The sequence below is a fragment of the Klebsiella sp. 18074 genome (assembly GCF_902705905.1).
Lineage (GTDB): Bacteria > Pseudomonadota > Gammaproteobacteria > Enterobacterales > Enterobacteriaceae > Klebsiella > Klebsiella terrigena.
The window spans coordinates 201,997-219,497 of the sequence record NZ_CACSIS010000007.1 but is presented as its reverse complement, the minus strand read 5'-3'; the positions used below and the strand labels follow the sequence as shown (position 1 = coordinate 219,497).

The 17,501-nt window shown below is 62.0% G+C and carries 20 protein-coding genes; 3 read left to right on the top strand and 17 right to left on the bottom strand.

What is annotated here, in order from left to right:
* Window positions 1-322: molybdopterin-dependent oxidoreductase (locus GVK32_RS09650; protein WP_159867731.1), on the bottom strand; the 322-nt coding region annotated here is incomplete at its 3' end.
* Between the two features lie 273 nt (window positions 323-595).
* On the opposite strand from GVK32_RS09650, the gene GVK32_RS09645 reads away from it, so the two are divergent.
* Window positions 596-1,324: a response regulator gene (locus GVK32_RS09645; protein ID WP_115193763.1), complete on the top strand. Its 729-nt coding sequence runs from the start codon at window positions 596-598 to the stop codon at window positions 1,322-1,324.
* A gap of 53 nt (window positions 1,325-1,377) precedes the next feature.
* Here GVK32_RS09645 and GVK32_RS09640 read toward each other — a convergent pair whose 3' ends face one another.
* Genes GVK32_RS09640 through GVK32_RS09630 form a run of 3 tightly spaced genes read right to left on the bottom strand, consistent with a single transcriptional unit; the run spans window position 1,378 to window position 4,874 of the window.
* Window positions 1,378-2,319 carry an ABC transporter substrate-binding protein gene (locus tag GVK32_RS09640; protein ID WP_159867728.1) on the bottom strand — a complete coding sequence of 314 codons (942 nt, stop codon included), beginning with the start codon at window positions 2,317-2,319 and terminating at the stop codon, window positions 1,378-1,380.
* Between the two features lie 36 nt (window positions 2,320-2,355).
* Window positions 2,356-3,357 carry a ribose ABC transporter permease gene (locus tag GVK32_RS09635; RefSeq protein ID WP_041143647.1) on the bottom strand — a complete coding sequence of 334 codons (1,002 nt, stop codon included), beginning with the start codon at window positions 3,355-3,357 and terminating at the stop codon, window positions 2,356-2,358.
* Window positions 3,354-4,874, bottom strand: a complete 1,521-nt coding sequence (locus tag GVK32_RS09630; protein ID WP_159867725.1) for a sugar ABC transporter ATP-binding protein — start codon at window positions 4,872-4,874, stop codon at window positions 3,354-3,356. Before GVK32_RS09630 ends, GVK32_RS09635 begins: the two co-directional genes overlap by 4 nt.
* Window positions 4,875-5,059: 185 nt before the next feature.
* Here GVK32_RS09630 and GVK32_RS09625 point away from each other — a divergent pair, with 185 nt between their 5' ends.
* Together GVK32_RS09625 and yjdP are read left to right on the top strand one after the other, a co-directional pair.
* Window positions 5,060-7,633 carry an ATP-binding protein gene (locus GVK32_RS09625; protein WP_159867722.1) on the top strand — a complete coding sequence of 858 codons (2,574 nt, stop codon included), beginning with the start codon at window positions 5,060-5,062 and terminating at the stop codon, window positions 7,631-7,633.
* Between the two features lie 83 nt (window positions 7,634-7,716).
* A complete protein-coding gene (yjdP, locus tag GVK32_RS09620) occupies window positions 7,717-8,067 on the top strand; it encodes a DDRRRQL repeat protein YjdP (protein ID WP_159867719.1) in 351 nt (116 codons plus the stop codon).
* 46 nt (window positions 8,068-8,113) lie between these two features.
* Here the strand turns inward: yjdP and phnP are convergent, their stop codons facing one another.
* The 13 genes from phnP to GVK32_RS09555 form a co-directional block, all read right to left on the bottom strand.
* On the bottom strand, window positions 8,114-8,872 hold the full coding sequence (gene phnP / locus GVK32_RS09615; protein ID WP_159867716.1) for a phosphonate metabolism protein PhnP: 759 nt from the start codon (window positions 8,870-8,872) through the stop codon (window positions 8,114-8,116).
* A 9-nt stretch (window positions 8,873-8,881) separates the two neighbouring features.
* Window positions 8,882-9,316, bottom strand: coding sequence for an aminoalkylphosphonate N-acetyltransferase (gene phnO, locus GVK32_RS09610; RefSeq protein ID WP_159867713.1), 435 nt, complete (start codon window positions 9,314-9,316; stop codon window positions 8,882-8,884).
* Complete coding sequence (phnN, locus tag GVK32_RS09605; protein ID WP_159867710.1) at window positions 9,303-9,869, bottom strand: ribose 1,5-bisphosphokinase; 567 nt, start codon at window positions 9,867-9,869, stop codon at window positions 9,303-9,305. Before phnN ends, phnO begins: the two co-directional genes overlap by 14 nt.
* Window positions 9,869-11,005: an alpha-D-ribose 1-methylphosphonate 5-triphosphate diphosphatase gene (gene phnM / locus GVK32_RS09600; RefSeq protein WP_159867707.1), complete on the bottom strand. Its 1,137-nt coding sequence runs from the start codon at window positions 11,003-11,005 to the stop codon at window positions 9,869-9,871. The genes phnN and phnM overlap by 1 nt, the downstream gene beginning before the upstream one ends.
* On the bottom strand, window positions 11,002-11,688 hold the full coding sequence (phnL, locus tag GVK32_RS09595) for a phosphonate C-P lyase system protein PhnL (RefSeq protein ID WP_159867704.1): 687 nt from the start codon (window positions 11,686-11,688) through the stop codon (window positions 11,002-11,004). Before phnL ends, phnM begins: the two co-directional genes overlap by 4 nt.
* Before the next feature lie 85 nt (window positions 11,689-11,773).
* On the bottom strand, window positions 11,774-12,532 hold the full coding sequence (gene phnK, locus GVK32_RS09590; protein WP_041143662.1) for a phosphonate C-P lyase system protein PhnK: 759 nt from the start codon (window positions 12,530-12,532) through the stop codon (window positions 11,774-11,776).
* Window positions 12,529-13,377, bottom strand: coding sequence for an alpha-D-ribose 1-methylphosphonate 5-phosphate C-P-lyase PhnJ (locus GVK32_RS09585; RefSeq protein WP_159867701.1), 849 nt, complete (start codon window positions 13,375-13,377; stop codon window positions 12,529-12,531). The genes phnK and GVK32_RS09585 overlap by 4 nt, the downstream gene beginning before the upstream one ends.
* Window positions 13,370-14,434: a carbon-phosphorus lyase complex subunit PhnI gene (locus GVK32_RS09580; protein ID WP_123709954.1), complete on the bottom strand. Its 1,065-nt coding sequence runs from the start codon at window positions 14,432-14,434 to the stop codon at window positions 13,370-13,372. Before GVK32_RS09580 ends, GVK32_RS09585 begins: the two co-directional genes overlap by 8 nt.
* A complete protein-coding gene (phnH, locus tag GVK32_RS09575; protein WP_159867698.1) occupies window positions 14,434-15,018 on the bottom strand; it encodes a phosphonate C-P lyase system protein PhnH in 585 nt (194 codons plus the stop codon). The genes GVK32_RS09580 and phnH overlap by 1 nt, the downstream gene beginning before the upstream one ends.
* Window positions 15,015-15,467, bottom strand: a complete 453-nt coding sequence (phnG, locus tag GVK32_RS09570; protein WP_159867695.1) for a phosphonate C-P lyase system protein PhnG — start codon at window positions 15,465-15,467, stop codon at window positions 15,015-15,017. Before phnG ends, phnH begins: the two co-directional genes overlap by 4 nt.
* Window positions 15,468-16,193, bottom strand: a complete 726-nt coding sequence (gene phnF, locus GVK32_RS09565; RefSeq protein ID WP_159867692.1) for a phosphonate metabolism transcriptional regulator PhnF — start codon at window positions 16,191-16,193, stop codon at window positions 15,468-15,470.
* Between the two features lie 161 nt (window positions 16,194-16,354).
* On the bottom strand, window positions 16,355-16,789 hold the full coding sequence (yjdN, locus tag GVK32_RS09560; protein WP_159867689.1) for a VOC family metalloprotein YjdN: 435 nt from the start codon (window positions 16,787-16,789) through the stop codon (window positions 16,355-16,357).
* A 242-nt stretch (window positions 16,790-17,031) separates the two neighbouring features.
* Complete coding sequence (locus GVK32_RS09555) at window positions 17,032-17,367, bottom strand: zinc ribbon domain-containing protein YjdM (RefSeq protein ID WP_041143668.1); 336 nt, start codon at window positions 17,365-17,367, stop codon at window positions 17,032-17,034.
* Window positions 17,368-17,501: the final 134 nt, after the last annotated feature.

Sequence of the window (17,501 nt, the reverse complement as noted above, 5' to 3'; positions counted from 1 at the left end):
AGCCGGTGGTCTGGATGGCATCCGGGCCGTACTTAGCCTTAATCGCGCTGAGGCGCGTGGCAACGTAGTCGAGGGCCTCATCCCAGGAGACGGACTCCAGCCTGCCGCCGCGCTGGCGGCGGATCATCGGGGTTTTCAGGCGCGGGGTGAGGATCTGGGTATCGTTAATAAAGTCCCAGCCGTAGTAGCCCTTCAGGCACAGGGTTCCCTGGTTGGTTTTCCCCTGTGCCGCCTCAGCCCGGACGATTTTACCGTTATCGACCACCAGGTTGATTTTGCAACCTGATGCGCAATACGGACAAACCGTGACGACTTTTTTCATCGGTCTTGCTCCCGTTAATCAGTTGGCGCATATGCGCTATCACGCCGTCACTATGCATCTTCTATGCCATATTTTCATTATGGGTATTTCCCGATAATACGCCGGTTTTTTGGGCTAAGTGCTGACGAAAAGCAGGGCGTCGTCAGTTTTGACGTGTCGAAGCGGGCGGAGTTGTGACATGGGTTGAAGAAACGCTATCCGGCAATGGATTTGTCGGTGGTGGTTTGCTGAATTAATCATACAGAGATCATCCCCGGCGGGCAGAGGCAAGCTATGAAACCGGTCATTTTGGTTGTTGATGACGACAGCGCAATCTGCGAACTGCTGTGCGACGTGCTCAGCGCGCACGTTTTTGACGTGCTGGTGTGCCAAACCGGCGGCGAAGCGCTGGCGGTAGCGGCGCAGCGGGCGGATATTTCCCTTGTCCTGCTGGACATGATTTTGCCCGATACCAACGGCCTGCTGGTGCTGCAGCAGCTACAGCGCAGCAGACCCGAGCTGCCGGTGGTGATGCTGACCGGTCTTGGGAGCGAAGCCGATGTCGTGGTGGGGCTGGAGATGGGCGCTGATGACTATATCGGCAAGCCGTTTAACTCCCGGGTAGTGGTGGCGCGAGTGAAAGCGGTGCTCAGACGCAGCGGCGCGCTGGCCGCTGAGAGCAGCGGCGGCGGTGCGGGACTCATTTTCAACGGCTGGCGGCTGGACACCGGACGCTGTGAGCTGTTTAACCCCCAGCAGCAGCCGGTGCTGCTGACCCAGGGCGAGTACGGCCTGCTGCTGGCGCTGGCGCAGAACGCCCGGCGGGTGCTGAACCGCGAACAGCTGCTGACGTTGACCCACAGCGAGAGCATTGAGGTGTTTGACCGGACGATTGACGTGCTGATCATGCGCCTGCGGCGCAAGATTGAGCTTAATCCGCATCAGCCGGCGCTGATCAAAACCATGCGCGGCCTGGGCTATGTGTTCGCCGCGGACGTTATCCACGGCGATAAGGCGGCGTAGCCGCGAAGGGGCTAACCCCGGGGCTTCCCGGGGCATCGCCTGACCGATGGCGCCTACTTCACGGTCCAGCCTTTATAGGTACCAATGTTGTTTTTATCGATCATCGTCACCGGGATCAGCACCGGGGCCGTTGGCGCCGGTTTGCCCTGCAGGATGTCGTAGCCAATCTCTACCGCCTTCGCCGCCATCACCTGCGGGTCCTGGGCCGGGGTGGCGACAAACAGCGAATTCTTACGCTTCAACGCTTCTTCCCCGTCCGGACTGCCGTCGACGCCAACGATAAAGAACTCGCGGCGCTGGGCCTGTTTTGCCGCCAGGTCCGCCCCGATGGCGGTCGGGTCGTTAATGGCAAATACGCCGTCGATTTTCGGATTGGCGGCCAGCAGCGAGGTCATAATTTCCAGGCCGCCTTCGCGGCTGCCCTTGGCGTTCTGGTTATACGACAGCACTTTGATATCCGGGTGGCGCTTGAACTCCGTCTGGCAGCCTTCGACGCGGTTCTGCACCGCAGAAACCGGCGGCCCGTTGATAATCACCACATTGCCTTTCCCTTTCAGGCGGTCGGTGATGTATTTACAGGCCATTTCGCCCGCCTGGGTGTTATTGGAGGTAATGGTCGCGTCCGCGCCTTCGGCGGCCACGTCCACCGCCACCACCACGATGCCCGCGTCTTTCGCCCGCTTCACCGCCGGGCCGATGCCCTTCGAGTCGGCGGCGTTAAGGATAATCATGTCGACCTTCGCGGCGATAAAGTTATCGATCTGCGCAACCTGCTGACCGAGATCGTAGCCGCTGGAAACCAGCGTCACTTTGACGCCATCCCCGGCCAGCTTGCGGGCTTCCAGCTCGGCGCCTTTGGTTATCTGGACGAAGAACGGGTTGGCCAGATCGCCGACCGTCACGCCGATAGATTTGAGTTCTTTAGCCTGGGTGAACGGCGCTGCGGCCAGCAGCGTGCCGGCACAGAGCGCGATCGCTAACGGTTTCAAACGCATATTGTCTTCCTCACTCGTAGGGTATTGGTATTGTTGTTATGCACTTTGATGGTGTCGGGTACGGTATTTATCGATCAGTACTGCAATGATGATCACCGCCCCTTTGATCACCAGTTGCCAGAAATAGGAGACGCCCATCAGCGTCATACCGTTATTGAGGGTGGCGATAATCAGCGCCCCCACCAGGGTACCGGTGATGGTGCCGATACCGCCGACGAAGCTGGTGCCGCCGAGGATAACCGCGGCGATGGCGTCCAGCTCATAGCCCACGCCGAGGTTGCCGTTGGCGCTGTAGAGCCGCGAAGCGCTCATCACCCCGCCCAGCCCCGAGAGCAGCCCGCTCATGCCGTAGACGAACAGCAGCACCAGCCAAACCTTGATGCCGGTGAGCCTGGCGGCCTGCATATTGCCGCCCACGGCGTAGATATGTACGCCGAGCGTGGTGCGGCGTAGAATGAACCAGCACACCGCGATGACCGCCAGGGCGATCACCACTAGCCACGGCACCGGCCCGAGATAATCGTTGCCGATCCATTCGAAGCTGATATCGGAGTTAATCACCGTGGTGCCGTCCGCCAGCAGATAGGCGGCCCCGCGCAGCGCCGTATAGGTGCCTAGCGTAACGATAAACGGCGGCAGTCCGGCGAAGGCGACCAGCGCGCCGTTAAACAGCCCCAGCAGCAGGCCGAGCATCAGCGCCGCCGGAATGGAGAGTAGAGAGAGCTCCGGCATCAGCGAGACCACCATCGCCGCCACCGCGGTGGTGCCGAGGATAGACCCGACCGACAGGTCGATCCCGCCGGTCAAAATGATAAAGGTCATGCCCGCCGCCAGCACGATGTTGATGGAGGCCTGGCGGGTAATGTTCAGCAGGTTGCTTTCGGTAAAGAAGTTCGGGGCGATAAAGCCAAATACCGCGACAATCAGGATTAAAATCGGCAGGATGCCGACCGTTTGCATCAAATCGCCCATCAGCATTTTTTTCGCCGATGCTGATTTTGCCACCGGCCGGGCGGCGGTCTCTTTTTGCGTTGTCATGGTTGTTCCGCCTTAAGGTGAGAGTCGTTAACGCCGGTGGCCAGCGTCATAATGCTTTCCTGGCCGATCTCGTCGGCCTGCAGTTCGCCGACGATGGCGCCTTCGCGCATCACGTAGACCCGGTCACTCATGCCGACCACTTCCGGTAATTCGCTGGAGATCATCAGAATGGCCACGCCCTGACGCGCCATCTGGTTCATGATGCGGTAAATTTCGCTTTTGGCGCCGACGTCGACGCCGCGCGTCGGTTCATCGAGGATCAGAATGCGCGGGCCGATCGCCACCCAGCGAGAGATCAGCAACTTTTGCTGGTTGCCGCCGGAAAGGCCGCCCGCCCGCACCTGCGAATGCGGGACGCGAATATTGAGCAGCGAGATGGCGTCATCGGAGATGGTCTGCGCCTTCTTGCGGTTGAGCATGCCCCAGCTGGCGTCGCGCTCCAGCGTCGCTATAGTGATGTTTTCCTGCGCCGCCAGTTCGAGGAACAGCCCCTGCTCTTTGCGGTTCTCGGTAAGAAAGCCGATGCCGAGATCGATAGCCTCGCGCGGCGAGTGGATAACCACCGGCTCGCCGTCGATTTCAATCACGCCGCCGCTCGCCCTGCGCACGCCGAAAACCAGCTGCGCCAGTTCGGAGCGGCCGGCGCCCACCAGCCCGGCGAGGCCGACGATCTCCCCGGCGTGCACCACCAGGCTGCTCGGCTTCACCTTGCTGCCGTCGGTCAAATCCTGCACCCGCAGGCGCGGCTGGCCGAGGGGGATATCGCGCTCTTTATTGAACAGATCGCTAAGCGGGCGGCCCACCATCATGCGCACCAGCTCGGAGGCGTTGAGCCTGTCGCGGGTCAGGCTGCCGACGTACTGACCGTCGCGCAGGACGCTGACGCGATCGGACAGCTCATAAACTTCTGCCATGCGGTGGCTGATATAGATAATCGCCATGCCTTCGTCGCGCAGGCGCAGAATCAGCTCAAACAGGCGCTGGGTTTCACGCGAAGAGAGGGCGGCGGTCGGCTCATCCATCACCAGAATTCGGCTGTTACGGTGCAGGGCGCGGGCGATCTCCACCTGCTGCTGCTCGGCGATGGTCAGCTTCATCACCCGATCGCTGGCCTTAAACTGGGCGCCAAGACGGTCAATCACCGCCTGGGCCTGGCTCTGCATCTCTTTGCGCTGCACCAGCCCGCCGCGCGCTAGCTCGCTGCCGAGGAAAATATTTTCGGCGACGGTGAGGTTAGGCGCCAGCTGCATCTCCTGATAAATCAGCGTGATGCCTGCCGCCAGCGCGTCTTTTGGCCCTTTGATGGCGTGCGGTTTACCGTCGATCAGGATCTCGCCGCTGGTGGCGGTATAGGCGCCGGCGAGGATCTTCATGAGCGTGCTTTTACCGGCGCCGTTCTCGCCCATCAGGGCGTGGATCTCGCCTGGCCAAACCGTCAGATCGACGCCTTTCAGCGCATAAAATTTGCCAAAGGCTTTGGCAATATTGCGCATAGATAGTACCGGCGTTGCTGGCATACAGGGTCTCCTGCGAGAGCGGTCGATAGCGGCAGTGGACCACAGGTTGGTAAATGCAAAATGTCAGAAGCCGTTCATATTTGTCATATTGATGAATAGTTAATCTTGATCACAATTACGCAACGTTACTCTCCCCGTTGCCGTCGCCAGCCGCCAGGATAAACAAAAATAGCGCGGAGCCGACCATGCCATCCCATCGTTATCCGTTTTTCACCAGCGCCCGCGGACGCCTGCTTTCGTTTAACCTGCTGATGGTGGCGGTGACGCTGATGGTCGCTGGGGTGGCGGTACTGGGTTTTCGCCACGCCAGCCTGCTGCAGGAGCAGGTACAGCGGCAGACGCTGGACGATATGACCGGCAGCATGAACCTGGCCCGCGATACCGCCAACGTCGCCACCGCGGCGGTTCGGCTCTCGCAGGTGGTGGGCGCGCTGGAGTATAAAAGCGAGGCCGAGCGTCTGCTGGAGACCCAGCAGGCGCTGAAGCGCTCGCTGTCACAGCTTGCCGCCGCGCCGCTGGCGCAGCAGGAGCTGACGCTGGTCGCCAGCATTATTCGCCGCAGTAACGAGCTGCAGCAGAGCGTAGGCGGAATGCTGGTGCGCGGCCAGCGGCGCCATCTGCAGCGCTATGAGCTGCTCAGCTCGCTGTATCAGAACCAGAGCTATCTGCACCATCTGCAGGATCTTAGCGATCGGCCCGGCGCGCCGGCGATCGATCCGCAGCGGCTGGTGGAGATGGACCGGCTGATTACCGCCGCTATCCACACCTCAACGCCGCGTTCGATAGTGCAGCAGCTGGATGAGGTGATGGGCTTCCTGCCGCCAGCCGGTGCTGACCCGACGCAGGCCGCGATCCTAGCGGATTTTAAGCCCGAGCTTGCCCGGCTGGAGCCGCTGTCGGCCCAGCTGGAGGAGAGCGATCTGGCGATCGGCTGGTATATGTTCCATATCAAGGCGCTGGTGGCGCTGCTGAACAACGATATTAACCAGTATGTCGCCAGGGTGGCGCAGGCATCGGAGCTGCGGGCGGCGCAAAGCCATCAGGAGCTGCGCTCCATCAGCATGTTTATTCTGCTGTCGGCGCTGCTGGCACTGGCGATCACCGGCTGCGCCGGCTGGTATATCTACCGCAATCTTGGCTCCAACCTGACCGCCATCTCCCGCGCCATGTCGCGCCTGGCCCACGGCGAGAACCACGTCTCGGTGCCCGCGCTGCAGCGGCGCGATGAGCTGGGCGAGCTGGCGCGCGCGTTCAACGTCTTCGCCCGCAATACCGCCTCGCTGGCCCACACTTCCCAGCTGCTGAAGGAGAAAAGCACCCTGCTGGAGACCACCTTCCACGCGATGCGCGACGGCTTTGCCCTGTTTGATAATCAGGGGCAGCTGGTGGTGTGGAACCCGCAGTATCCGCTGCTGCTCGGGCTGGCGGCACAGGATCTGCAGCGCGGCATGTACTACCAGCAGCTGCTGAGCCGGGCGGCGCCGCTGGCGGAGCACGTGCGGGCCAATCTTGCTTCACCGCTGCCGAAGCCGCAGGAGCTGCAGCTGGCGAATGACCGGACGATTGAGCTGCGCTTCAGCCCGGTGCCGGGGCGTGGGCTGGTCAACGTGGTGCTCGATCGCACCGAGCGCAAGGGGCTGGAGCAGGCGCTGGTCCATAGCCAGAAAATGAAGGCCGTCGGCCAGCTGACCGGCGGCCTGGCGCATGATTTTAATAACCTGCTGGCGGTGATTATCGGCAGCCTTGAGCTGGTTCAGCCCCACGAGGGTGACGCGGCGCGCATCTCCAGGGCGCGCAAGGCCGCCGAACGCGGCGCGCTGCTGACCCAGCGGCTGCTGGCCTTCTCGCGCAAGCAGTCGCTGCACCCGCACGCCGTTGAGATGAAGCCGCTGCTGGAGAACCTCGGCGAACTGATGCGCCACTCTCTGCCCGCGGCGCTGAGCCTTGAGATTGAGGCGCAGTCCCCCGCCTGGCCGGCGTGGATTGACGTCGGCCAGCTGGAAAATGCCATTATCAACCTGGTGATGAACGCGCGGGACGCGATGGAAGGGCGGCCGGGGGTGATAAGAATACGCAGCTGGAACCAGCGCGTGGCGCGCAGCGACGGGCGGCGGCAGGATATGGTGGCGCTGGAGGTGGTCGATCACGGCTGCGGAATGTCGCTGGAGGTGAAAGCGCAGGTCTTTGAACCCTTCTTTACCACCAAACAGACCGGCAGCGGCAGCGGCCTGGGGCTGTCGATGGTGTATGGCTTTGTGCGCCAGTCCGGGGGAAGGGTGGCAATTGAGAGCGCGCCGGGTCAGGGGACGACGGTACGCCTGCAGCTGCCGCGCGCGGCGGTACAGGCGACGGCCAGCGGGCGGCTGCCCGAGGCCGAGCAGGAAACTGGCGCCGAGCGGCTGGCGCTGGTGCTCGAGGATGAGGCGGACGTGCGCCAGACCCTGTGCGAACAGCTGCACCAGCTTGGCTGGCTGACGCTGGAAACCGCCAGCGGCGAGCAGGCGCTGCAGATGCTGGAGGCCTCGCCGGATATTGCGCTGCTGATAAGCGATCTGATGCTGCCGGGAAGGCTGAGCGGCGCGGAGGTCATTAACGAAACGCAGCGCCGCTTCCCGACGGTGGCGCTGCTGCTGATCAGCGGCCAGGATCTGCGCCCGGCGCATAATCCCGCGCTGCCGGACGTCGAGCTGCTGCGTAAGCCCTTCACCCGCGCCCAGCTGCAGCAGGCGCTGCGAAGCGCCGTGGCCCAGCCCCGCTAGCGGCCTCTAATTGAGATTCCTCCGCTACTCGCGGCGACGGGCGTTGATTACCGTAGGGCCAGCCCCCCGAAGAGACTGGCCCTATGAAACGCTATTTGACCGCTTTGATCCTCTGCACCCTGTCGCTGAGCAGCCAGCTTGCGCACGCCGATCTTATTGACGACGCCATCGGCAATATTCAGCAGGCGATTAGCGACGCCTGGCATCCCGGCGATAGCCGCTCCGATGACGACGATCGCTATAACGACGGCCGCGATGATGATGGACGCTATCAGGGCAGCCGTCAGCAAAGCAGCGATCGCCAGCGGCAGTACGACGATCGGCAGCGTCAACTGGACGATCGCCGCCGACAGCTTGACGATCGCCAGCGCCAGCTGGATCAGGATCGTCGACAGCTGGAAAACGATCGCCGTCGGCTGGACGACGACTACTGATCCTGCCCCGATCGCGCCGCTTCCCCTGCTCGTGCCGGGGCCGGGCTTAATCCAGCACGATCTCCATACCGTCATAGCCCGCCTCAAACCCCGGCGGCAGCGCGTTGTCCATCATCCAGGCATCAAACTGGTGGCCGATATGGGTGAGAATGACCCGCGGGCAGCCCACGATCAGGTTAATGGCCCGCACCGTATTTAAATCGCAGTGGTTACGCGGGGTTTGCGGACGCGGCTCGTGGCTGCAGTCGATAATCATCGCCTGCGGCGGGTTATTGAGCAGGAACTTTAGCGTCTTCTCCGGCAGCCCGGCGGTATCCGACAGCCACGCCACGCGGCTGTGCGCCGACTCCAGCAGATAGCCGAACGTCAGCTTTGAATGGTTTAGCGGCAGCGGGGTCACCCTGAGCCCCTGCAGCTCGAACATCACAAAGGGCGCAAGGGTATGGCTAAAATCCAGCAGCCCGGGATGCTTAAACAGATCGTCACAGCCGGCTTCATCCGGCGGACCAAAAACCGGGATCCGCGCGCCCACGCCCCAGCGAAGCGGGAACAGACCCTGGACATGATCCATATGGTAATGGGTGAGCAAGATTTGCTGAAAAGTTCCGGCGGGCCAGCGCTCCATCAGTTCCGGCAGGCCGGCGTCCAGCAGGGTTACGGCGTGGTTGAACTTCACCGCCGCGCTGCAGGGGCGGCGGCGGTGGGCCTCATCAGCGCGGGCGCGGCGACAGGCGGCGCAGTCGCAGCCGAAGACCGGCACCAGCTGGGCGCCGCCGGTGCCGGTTAAGCGGATAGTCAGGCTCATACCTCCTCCTCACAGCGCTTTTTTAAAACGAAGATGACTTTGTGCGTACCCTTCGCGCAGATAGAAGCGGTGGGCGTCGGGGCGAGCTTTCCCGCTGGAGAGCTCAATCATGGCGGCGCCGCGGCTGCGGGCTTCCTGCTCGGCCCACGCCAGCAGCGCCTGGCCCACCTGCAGATCGCGCATATGCGGCAGAACCACCAGCTCCTGTACTTCGCCGATCCAGGCGTTGAAATTGAGCGGAAACTGCAGCTGGAGCCCAATGAGCCCGACGGTTTCGCCATCCACCTCCGCCAGCTGATAGCGCAGGGTGGGATTTTGCAGGTTCATGGCAAAGCCGCGGACAAAAGCGTCGCGATCGTAGGTTTTTTGCTTTAATTCGCCAATTAACGCATAGACGGCGTGAATGTCGTCGAGGGTCGCCTCGCGTAGCTTACAGGTCGGCATGCTGGTGCTCGCGCTGGCGGTGAGTTCGAATCAGCGATACCAGGGTGTCCACCGACTGCGGCAGCGTACCGTCATTATTTAAGGTCAGGCAGTCCGTTGGCGCGTAGCGCGCGGCGCGCTCAAGCCGCTGGGCGATCTCCGTTTCATTTTCCCTACCGCGCTGCTGCAGACGCTGGCGCAGCACGTCCGGCGTGACCTGCAGGCAGATGGGCAGCAGGGCGGCGGCGTAGCGCGCTCGGGCCTGCGCCAGATGCGCGCGGGAGCCGTTGGCCACCACGTCGAAACCGGCGTGCAGCCAGAGGTCAATTTCGATGCCAATGCCGTAGTAATTATTATTGGCGTGCCAGCTCAGCGCAAAAAGCTGGCGCTCGGCGCGGCTAAAAAACTCCTGCTTGCTGAGGGCGATATGGTTCTCGCTCCCGGCGTTAAAGGGGCGCGTAATATAGCGATGCGCAACCAGCAGCTGCGAGTGCTCTCGCTGGCGGAGCGCCGCCAGCAGACTATCTTTTCCTGAGCCGGAAGGCCCCACCAGCCAAATCAGTTTCCCGGCCATTAGAAGACCCTCTTTCCTTGACGCCAGACGTGGTCGATATGCACATGCTCCCCGCGGCGATGGGCCAGCACGAGGTCGGCGCGTTTACCTTCGGCAATGGCCCCGCGGTCGCCTAGCCCCAGCGCCTGCGCCGGATTTTTGCTCACCAGGCGAATCGCCTGCGGCAGCGTGAAGCGGTTGCCGTCGTCATCGGCGATGCGGAAGGCGGCATCCAGCAGGCTGGCGGGATAGTAGTCGGATGAGAGAATATCCAGCAGATTGTCGGCCGCCAGACGGTGGGCGGCGACGTTGCCGGAGTGCGAGCCGCCGCGCACGATATTCGGCGCCCCCATCAGCACGTTCATGCCGTGCTGACGTGAGGCCTCTGCGGCGGCTAAGGTGGTAGGAAATTCGGCGATCACGCTGCCAAGCTGGTGCGATTCGACGACATGCTCACGGGTGGCGTCATCGTGGCTGGCGAGGGCAATCTTACGCTCGCGGCAGATGGCGGCGATCGTTTCGCGGTTCGGCTGTGACCAGGTCGCCGCCAGCGCCATCTGCTCCTCTTCGAAGCGGTCCATCTCTTCGTTGGTCAGATGATATTTCCCCTGGTAGTAATCGCGGTACTTGCTGCGGTCGGCGTACTGGCGCTGGCCAGGAGAGTGGTCCATCAGGGAGACCATGCTCACCGGCTCGCGGCCAACCAGCTTCTCAAACAGCGGCAGAGTGGTGTGGTGCGGCAGCTCGCAGCGCAGGTGCAGGCGGTGCTCGGCGCGGTTAACGCCGCGCTTTTGCGTCTCCTCGATGGCGTTGATCATCTTTTCCAGATTCTCCAGCCGGTCGCCGCCGTCGCGGACGTCGCCGATGGCCACCGCATCCAGCACGGTGGTGATCCCGCTGGCGATCATCAGCGCATCGTGGCTGCTCATCGCCGAGTGGGCGGGCCAGTCAACCTTCGGGCGCGGGGTAAAAAACTTGTCCAGGTTATCGGTATGCAGCTCGATAAGCCCCGGCAGCAGCCAGCCGCCCTCGCCGTCGATAGCCTGCGGCAGCTGGCTCTGGCTTTCGGCAAACGCGTAAATCTTACCCTCCTGCACCTCCAGCGAACCGTCCACCACTTCATCTTCGAGAACCAGTTTTACGTTGTTGATAATCATGCTGTTATTCCCATCGGATGCAGCCGGTCGGCCACCAGGTTGCGTATCGTTTCATCATGGAAAATACCGACGATAGCCGCGCCGCGCGCTTTAGCCTCGTTAATCAGCTCCACCACCGCGGCGCTGTTTTTGGCGTCGAGGGAGGCGGTAGGCTCGTCGAGCAGGAGGATCGGATAGTCAACGGCGAAGCCGCGGGCGATGTTGACCCGCTGCTGCTCGCCGCCGGAGAAGGTGGACGGGGCAAGATGCCACAGGCGTTCCGGGACGTTCAGGCGCGTCAGCAGGCGCGCGGCCTTGGCGGCGCACTCTTCGCGCGGGATGCCGAGATCCAGCAGCGGCTGCATCACTACTTCCAGCGCCGAAATCCGCGGAATAACCCGCAGAAACTGGCTCACCCAGCCGATGGTGGTTTTACGCACTTCCAGCACCTTGCGCGCCGAGGCGCTCACCAGGTCAACCCACTCCTCGCCGTGGAGGACGTGAATATGCCCGGTATCCGGCAGGTAGTTGGCGTACAGCGAGCGCAGCAGAGTGGATTTGCCGCTGCCGGAGTGGCCGTGCAGCACCACGCACTCTCCGGCGTTAACCGTTAGCGAAGCGTCGGCGAGCACCGGCAGGCGGACGCCGTTTTGCTGATGCAGGACAAAGGTTTTATGTACGTTTTCAACGCGGATAGCGTTCATTTGTTGCCTCATAGTGCCTGAGTTTTCCCGGAGGCGACGCGACGTGCCCGTCCGGGCTACCTGACCCAGCGAATGTCTTCGTGGGCTAGTTCTGCAAGACCGACGACACCAGCAGCTGGGTATAGGGATGGTGCGGATCGTCGAGCACCCGGTCGGTTAAACCACTTTCCACCACCTGGCCCTGCTTCATCACCAGCAGGCGGTGAGCCAGCAGGCGCGCGACGCCGAGATCGTGGGTGACAATCACCACCGCGAGGTTCAGCTCCACCACCAGGCCGCGCAGCAGGTCGAGCAGGCGAGCCTGCACCGACACGTCCAGTCCGCCGGTGGGTTCATCCATAAACACCAGCTTCGGCTGGGTGACGAGATTGCGGGCGATCTGCAGGCGCTGCTGCATACCGCCGGAAAAGGTGGTCGGCAGGTCGTCGATGCGCGACGCCGGGATCTCCACCTCTTCCAGCCAGCGTCCGGCGGTGGCGCGAATATTGCCGTAGTGGCGCGCGCCGGTGGCCATCAGGCGTTCGCCGATATTGCCCCCCGCTGAGACCTGGCGGCGCAGGCCGTCCATCGGGTGCTGATGCACCACCCCCCACTCGGTGCGCAGCAGGCGGCGGCGATCCGCTTCGCTCATCGCGTACAGCGAGCGGCTGTGGTACAGCACCTCGCCCTGCTGCGGCGCGAGGCGCGCGGAGATGGCCTTCAGCAGGGTGGTTTTGCCGGAGCCGGACTCACCGACGATGCCCAGCACTTCCCCCGGGAACAGCTCAAAAGAGACGTCGCTGAAGCCTTTGCCCGGCGCGTAGAGGTGGGTCAGGTTATTGACCGCAAGTAACGGTTGGCTCATTTTTGTTGCGCCTCGCTCTGTTGGCGGCAGTAGTCGGTATCGGAGCAGACAAACATGCGCTTGCCGCTGTCATCCAGCACCACTTCATCAAGATAGCTGTGGCGCGAGCCGCAGATGGCGCAGGGCTCATCCCACTCCTGGACGGTGAACGGATGATCGTCAAAATCGAGGCTTTCCACCGGCGTAAAGGGTGGGACCGCATAGATGCGCTTTTCGCGCCCGGCGCCGAACAGCTGCAGCGCCGGCATCATGTGCATTTTCGGGTTATCGAATTTCGGGATCGGCGACGGGTCCATCACGTAGCGGCCGTTGACCTTCACCGGGTAGGCGTAGGTGGTCGCAATGTGGCCGAAGCGGGCAATGTCTTCATACAGCTTGACCTGCATCACGCCGTACTCTTCCAGCGCGTGCATGGTGCGGGTTTCGGTTTCGCGCGGCTCGATAAAGCGCAGCGGCTCCGGGATCGGCACCTGGAAAATCAGGATCTGATCTTCCGTCAGCGGTGTTTCCGGGATCCGGTGGCGGGTCTGGATCAGCGTCGCGTCTTCGGTGCGCTCGGTGGTGGCGACGCCGGTCACGCGGGTAAAGAACTGGCGAATCGATACCGCGTTGGTGGTGTCGTCGGCGCCCTGGTCAATCACCTTCAGCACGTCGTTCTCGCCAATCACGCTGGCGGTCAGCTGGATACCGCCGGTCCCCCAGCCGTAGGGCATCGGCATTTCGCGTCCGCCGAACGGAACCTGATAGCCGGGGATGGCGACGGCTTTCAGAATGGCGCGGCGGATCATGCGCTTGGTTTGCTCATCAAGATAGGCGAAGTTATAGCCGGAGAGGGTATTAGCCACGTTCGTTCTCCCGTTGCAGGCGCTTCAGCAGCGCCAGTTCGGCCTGGAAATCAACATAGTGGGGCAGCTTAAGATGCGAGACGAAGCCCGCGGCCTCGACGTTATCGGCATGGGCCAGCACAAACTCTTCGTCCTGCGCCGGGCCGGCCGCCTCTTCGCCGTAGTCCGGCGCCTGGAGCGCGCGGTCAACCAGCGCCATCGCCATCGCTTTGCGCTCGCTCATGCCGAACGTCAGGCCGTAGCCGCGGGTGAAGTGCGGGGGCTCGTCTTGCGGGGCGACGAAGCCGTTGACCATTTCGCATTCGGTCATCAGCAGCTCGCCAATATTGACCGCAAAGCCCAGCTCTTCCGGAACGATCTCTACCGCCACGTAGCCGCTGCGTATTTCACCGGCAAACGGGTGGTTGCGGCCGTAGCCGCGCTGGGTCGAGTAGGCCAGCGCCAGCAGATAGCCTTCGTCGCCGCGCACCAGCTGCTGCAGGCGCGATGAGCGCGAGCAGGGGTAAACCGGCGGGCTGCGGGTAATATCGTCAGGCTCGGCGAGGGTCTGCTGCTCTGCTTTCGCCAGCCCCTGCTGGACCAGCAGGTTAAAGACGTGCGGCGTGGCTTCCGGCGGCTGCTCGGTGGTTTTCAATGCCGGCGTCTCGCCGTTGGCCAGCAGGGTAAAATCGAGCAGGCGGTGGGTGTAATCGTAGGTCGGACCGAGCATCTGGCCGCCGGGAATATCTTTATAGACCGCCGAAATACGCCGCTCCAGGCGCATGCCAGCGGTATTTACCGGCTCGCTGACCGCCAGCCGCTGCAGGGTGGTGCGGTAGGCGCGGAGTAAAAAAATGGCTTCGACGCTATCGCCGCTGGCCTGCTTGAGCGCCAGCGCCGCCAGCTCGCGATCGGCGATGCCGCCTTCGGTCATCACCCGGTCAACCGCCAGGTTCAACTGCTGGGTAATCTGTTCAACGCTAATTTCAGGAAGCCGTCCATCGCCTCGTCGTTTGTGTTCCTGAAGGGCGTGAGCGGCGACTATCGCCTTCTCACCGCCTTTGACGGCAACGTACATTAGCAAACCTCCACGTGGGTGGTGCGCGGGATGGCCAGCAGACGTTCTCCACAGGTCAGGATCAGGTCAATGCCTAAGGGGAACGGGTGCGGGCGATCGGTCAGTTCATCAATGATGCAGTCCGGCAGCTGCGGGGCGATCATCCGCTCTTCGGCAATGCCGGCGCCGGTCAGACGCAGCATGCGCCCGCCGCTGAGGCTCGGAAGCTGGACGATCAGCGTTACGCCGGTTTCCGGAGCGACAACGGTGCCGGCGGAGAGCTCGTTCAGCTGTTCGGCGCTGATGCGCTCGTTGGTGACGGCGAAGACCGCCTGCTGCGGCTGCTCAACCAGCGGTGCGCCGGTATGAAAACGCAGGTTCTGGCCGACAAGGTCGTTATGCAGCGCGGCGGTAAACCAGACCGGCGTGTCGCGATCGGCAAGCGTCAGCAGGAGGCTGGTAGAGGCGACGTTCAGCGGCTGCCAGCCGTGCTGAAGCTGCTGCAGGGAGACGATCACGCCCGGCTCGCTCATGGCCTTCAGCAGGCGACGAAAACTGTGTTGGGCATCCTGCGCCGGTAGGGTAAAGGCGGTTTGTAAGGTCATGCGTTATCTCCGCGAACCAGAGTAAAGAAATCGACCCGGCTGGCGTTGACTTCGGCGCGTCGGGCTTCAATGCGCGCGCTTCGTTGTTCTTCCAGCGGGGTAATCAGGGTTTCCATTAAGGAATGAAAGTGGTGTGGCGACTGCATCAAGGCGTCGATGGCCGCGCAGCGTTCGGCATGAGGGCGATCGCGCCCCAGTATCCAGCTGTAGCCGAGCGTGCCGTCGGCGAGGCGGATCGCCGCCCGGGTCAGGGTGGCGTCACCGGCGAAGAAACGATCGCCGATGCCCCCCATGCGCGCCTGGAGCTGCACGAGGCCGGTCTCCGGAGCGCGAATGGATTCGTACTGCGGCGCCAGCTGCAGGGTCTGCATCCGCGCCAGAAGCTGCTGTGGTTCACTGTGGGCCAGCACGGACATCCAGCGCTGGCGGGTTGCGGTATCAAAGTGCATTCAGTGCTCCATGGTGAATTCGATCATGTCCGCCCGGGTCAGGCTGACGGAGTACTCCGTCGCGTTCTGCTCGCCGGGACGGTGGTTCAGGGTTCTTACGCACAGCAGCGGCGCCATGTTGGGGATCCCCAGAATGTTGCTCTCTTTGGCCTGCGCGCGGCGGGCGCTGATTTTGGTGCGCGCGCGGGTAAGCTCGACGTCCAGCTGCTGGCGCAGAAAATCGTGCAGTGAACCCTGGCTGAAGGTTTGCAGCGCGGGCCAGAGGCGCAGGTCAGTGAAGTAGTGGTCGATCAGGCACAGCGCGACGCCGTTCACCCGGCGCAGGGTGCGCAGATGGATGACGTTATCGCCTTCGTTGATCGCAAAGGCCTCGGCGACGTGGCTGCTGGCAGGGCGCAGCACCGACAGCAGCTTTTCGCTGGTTGGATGGCTTCCCTGCTCGAGTAGGTTCTGGCTGAAGCGCGCCTGGGCGTTCAGCGGATAGTCGATCGGCCGCATCAGCACCAGCACGCCGACGCCCTGACGGCGCTGAACCCAGCCGCGTTCAACCAGCTGGTCTATCGCCCGACGCAGGGTATGGCGGTTGACCTCAAAACGGATGGCCAGCTGCTGCTCCGCGGGCAAATAGTCGCCGCAGCGGTAGTGGTGACGAAGCTCTTGCTCAAGCCTGGCGGCAATTTCCTGATACCGGGTAGGATAACTGGTCGGATGTCTGGATAAGTACATGTCAGTCGAGCCTCACTAAGCAGAAGAAGGGATTTCCCTCTGAGAGTGGCCCGATCCTGACCTGTTTTTGTTACATTTCGGTTAAAACATAATGACCGCAGGATGAAGAGTTAGCGTAAAGGTGATGACAGGGCGGGGGAGCCCGCCCGAAGGGAGAGGCATTAAGCCTGCTTGACAACGTTCACCATCCACGGGATGCCGAAGCGATCGAAAACTTTGCCAAAACCGTGGGCCCAGAAGGTTTCCTGCCAGGCCATTTCGATACGTCCTTCAGCGGTGAGGCTGTCAAACCAGCGTTTACCTTCATCCAGGTCCTGAGTATCCAGCACCAGCGTGAAGCCGGCATAGCGTTCGCTGTCGCTGGTGGGGCTATCGCCCAGCATCAGTTCACTGCCCGCCACGCGCAGGCTGGCGTGGGCGATGCAGTCGGCGGCGAGGTGCTGGCCGGAGGGGCAGCCGTCCTCGGTGTCCTGCATATTCTGCGGCATCTCGGCGTAGGTGATCTGGTGGACAAGCTCTGCGCCCAGGGCCTGCTGGTAGAACGCGATAGCCGCAGCGCAGTTGCCGCTGAAGGCGATATAGGGGCTTAAAGACATAGTCATGACCTCAGATAACGATTGACCCATTAAGCGTAGAGGGTGGTTGGCGATTTAAGCCAGACGGCGGCGTCAGGAGGCGGATGAGGACAATATCTGGCCTGCGCCAGGCGCGATGCGGCCGGCAGTCATCGCCGATGAGGCGGGAAATAGGGGGACGGTGGCGCGGGGATATATTCGTTCATTTTCCCGGCCGGCGGCTATGGCCGGGAAAATAACGATTCAGCGAAAAGGAAATAGCGTTAGTTCTTTTTGACGAATTCGGATTTGAGCTTCATCTGACCAAAACCGTCAATTTTGCAGTCGATGTTATGATCACCTTCTACCAGGCGGATATTCTTCACTTTAGTGCCGATTTTCAGCATTGAAGAGCTACCTTTAACCTTTAGATCTTTAATCACGGTGACGCTGTCGCCATCGACGAGTAAATTACCGTTGGCATCTTTCACCGTCAGCGCATCATTATCTTCAGCCGGCTCGGCATTGTTCCATTCATGGGCGCATTCCGGGCAGATAAACATGCCGTTGTCTTCATAGGTGTACTCAGAATGGCATTTAGGACACTGTGGGAGTTGCATGACGTTCCTCATGATTACTGTATAAAACAGGCCTTTGGCCCATTAAAAAGCGGCTGATAGCCGAAAGTGATTGCTATTATAACGCAATGGCGGCCATTTGTCGGCCACTTTTTCCGATAGTACCGCTGCGGGAA

Bases quoted from the DNA above. Each gene is read 5' to 3' on its own strand.
- GVK32_RS09645 (WP_115193763.1), top strand. From the start codon at position 596: ATGAAACCGGTCATTTTGGTTGTTGATGACGACAGCGCAATCTGCGAA.
- GVK32_RS09640 (WP_159867728.1), bottom strand. From the start codon at position 2,319: ATGCGTTTGAAACCGTTAGCGATCGCGCTCTGTGCCGGCACGCTGCTG.
- GVK32_RS09635 (WP_041143647.1), bottom strand. From the start codon at position 3,357: ATGACAACGCAAAAAGAGACCGCCGCCCGGCCGGTGGCAAAATCAGCA.
- GVK32_RS09630 (WP_159867725.1), bottom strand. From the start codon at position 4,874: ATGCCAGCAACGCCGGTACTATCTATGCGCAATATTGCCAAAGCCTTT.
- GVK32_RS09625 (WP_159867722.1), top strand. From the start codon at position 5,060: ATGCCATCCCATCGTTATCCGTTTTTCACCAGCGCCCGCGGACGCCTG.
- yjdP (WP_159867719.1), top strand. From the start codon at position 7,717: ATGAAACGCTATTTGACCGCTTTGATCCTCTGCACCCTGTCGCTGAGC.
- phnP (WP_159867716.1), bottom strand. From the start codon at position 8,872: ATGAGCCTGACTATCCGCTTAACCGGCACCGGCGGCGCCCAGCTGGTG.
- phnO (WP_159867713.1), bottom strand. From the start codon at position 9,316: ATGCCGACCTGTAAGCTACGCGAGGCGACCCTCGACGACATTCACGCC.
- phnN (WP_159867710.1), bottom strand. From the start codon at position 9,869: ATGGCCGGGAAACTGATTTGGCTGGTGGGGCCTTCCGGCTCAGGAAAA.
- phnM (WP_159867707.1), bottom strand. From the start codon at position 11,005: ATGATTATCAACAACGTAAAACTGGTTCTCGAAGATGAAGTGGTGGAC.
- phnL (WP_159867704.1), bottom strand. From the start codon at position 11,688: ATGAACGCTATCCGCGTTGAAAACGTACATAAAACCTTTGTCCTGCAT.
- phnK (WP_041143662.1), bottom strand. From the start codon at position 12,532: ATGAGCCAACCGTTACTTGCGGTCAATAACCTGACCCACCTCTACGCG.
- GVK32_RS09580 (WP_123709954.1), bottom strand. From the start codon at position 14,434: ATGTACGTTGCCGTCAAAGGCGGTGAGAAGGCGATAGTCGCCGCTCAC.
- phnH (WP_159867698.1), bottom strand. From the start codon at position 15,018: ATGACCTTACAAACCGCCTTTACCCTACCGGCGCAGGATGCCCAACAC.
- phnG (WP_159867695.1), bottom strand. From the start codon at position 15,467: ATGCACTTTGATACCGCAACCCGCCAGCGCTGGATGTCCGTGCTGGCC.
- phnF (WP_159867692.1), bottom strand. From the start codon at position 16,193: ATGTACTTATCCAGACATCCGACCAGTTATCCTACCCGGTATCAGGAA.
- yjdN (WP_159867689.1), bottom strand. From the start codon at position 16,789: ATGTCTTTAAGCCCCTATATCGCCTTCAGCGGCAACTGCGCTGCGGCT.
- GVK32_RS09555 (WP_041143668.1), bottom strand. From the start codon at position 17,367: ATGCAACTCCCACAGTGTCCTAAATGCCATTCTGAGTACACCTATGAA.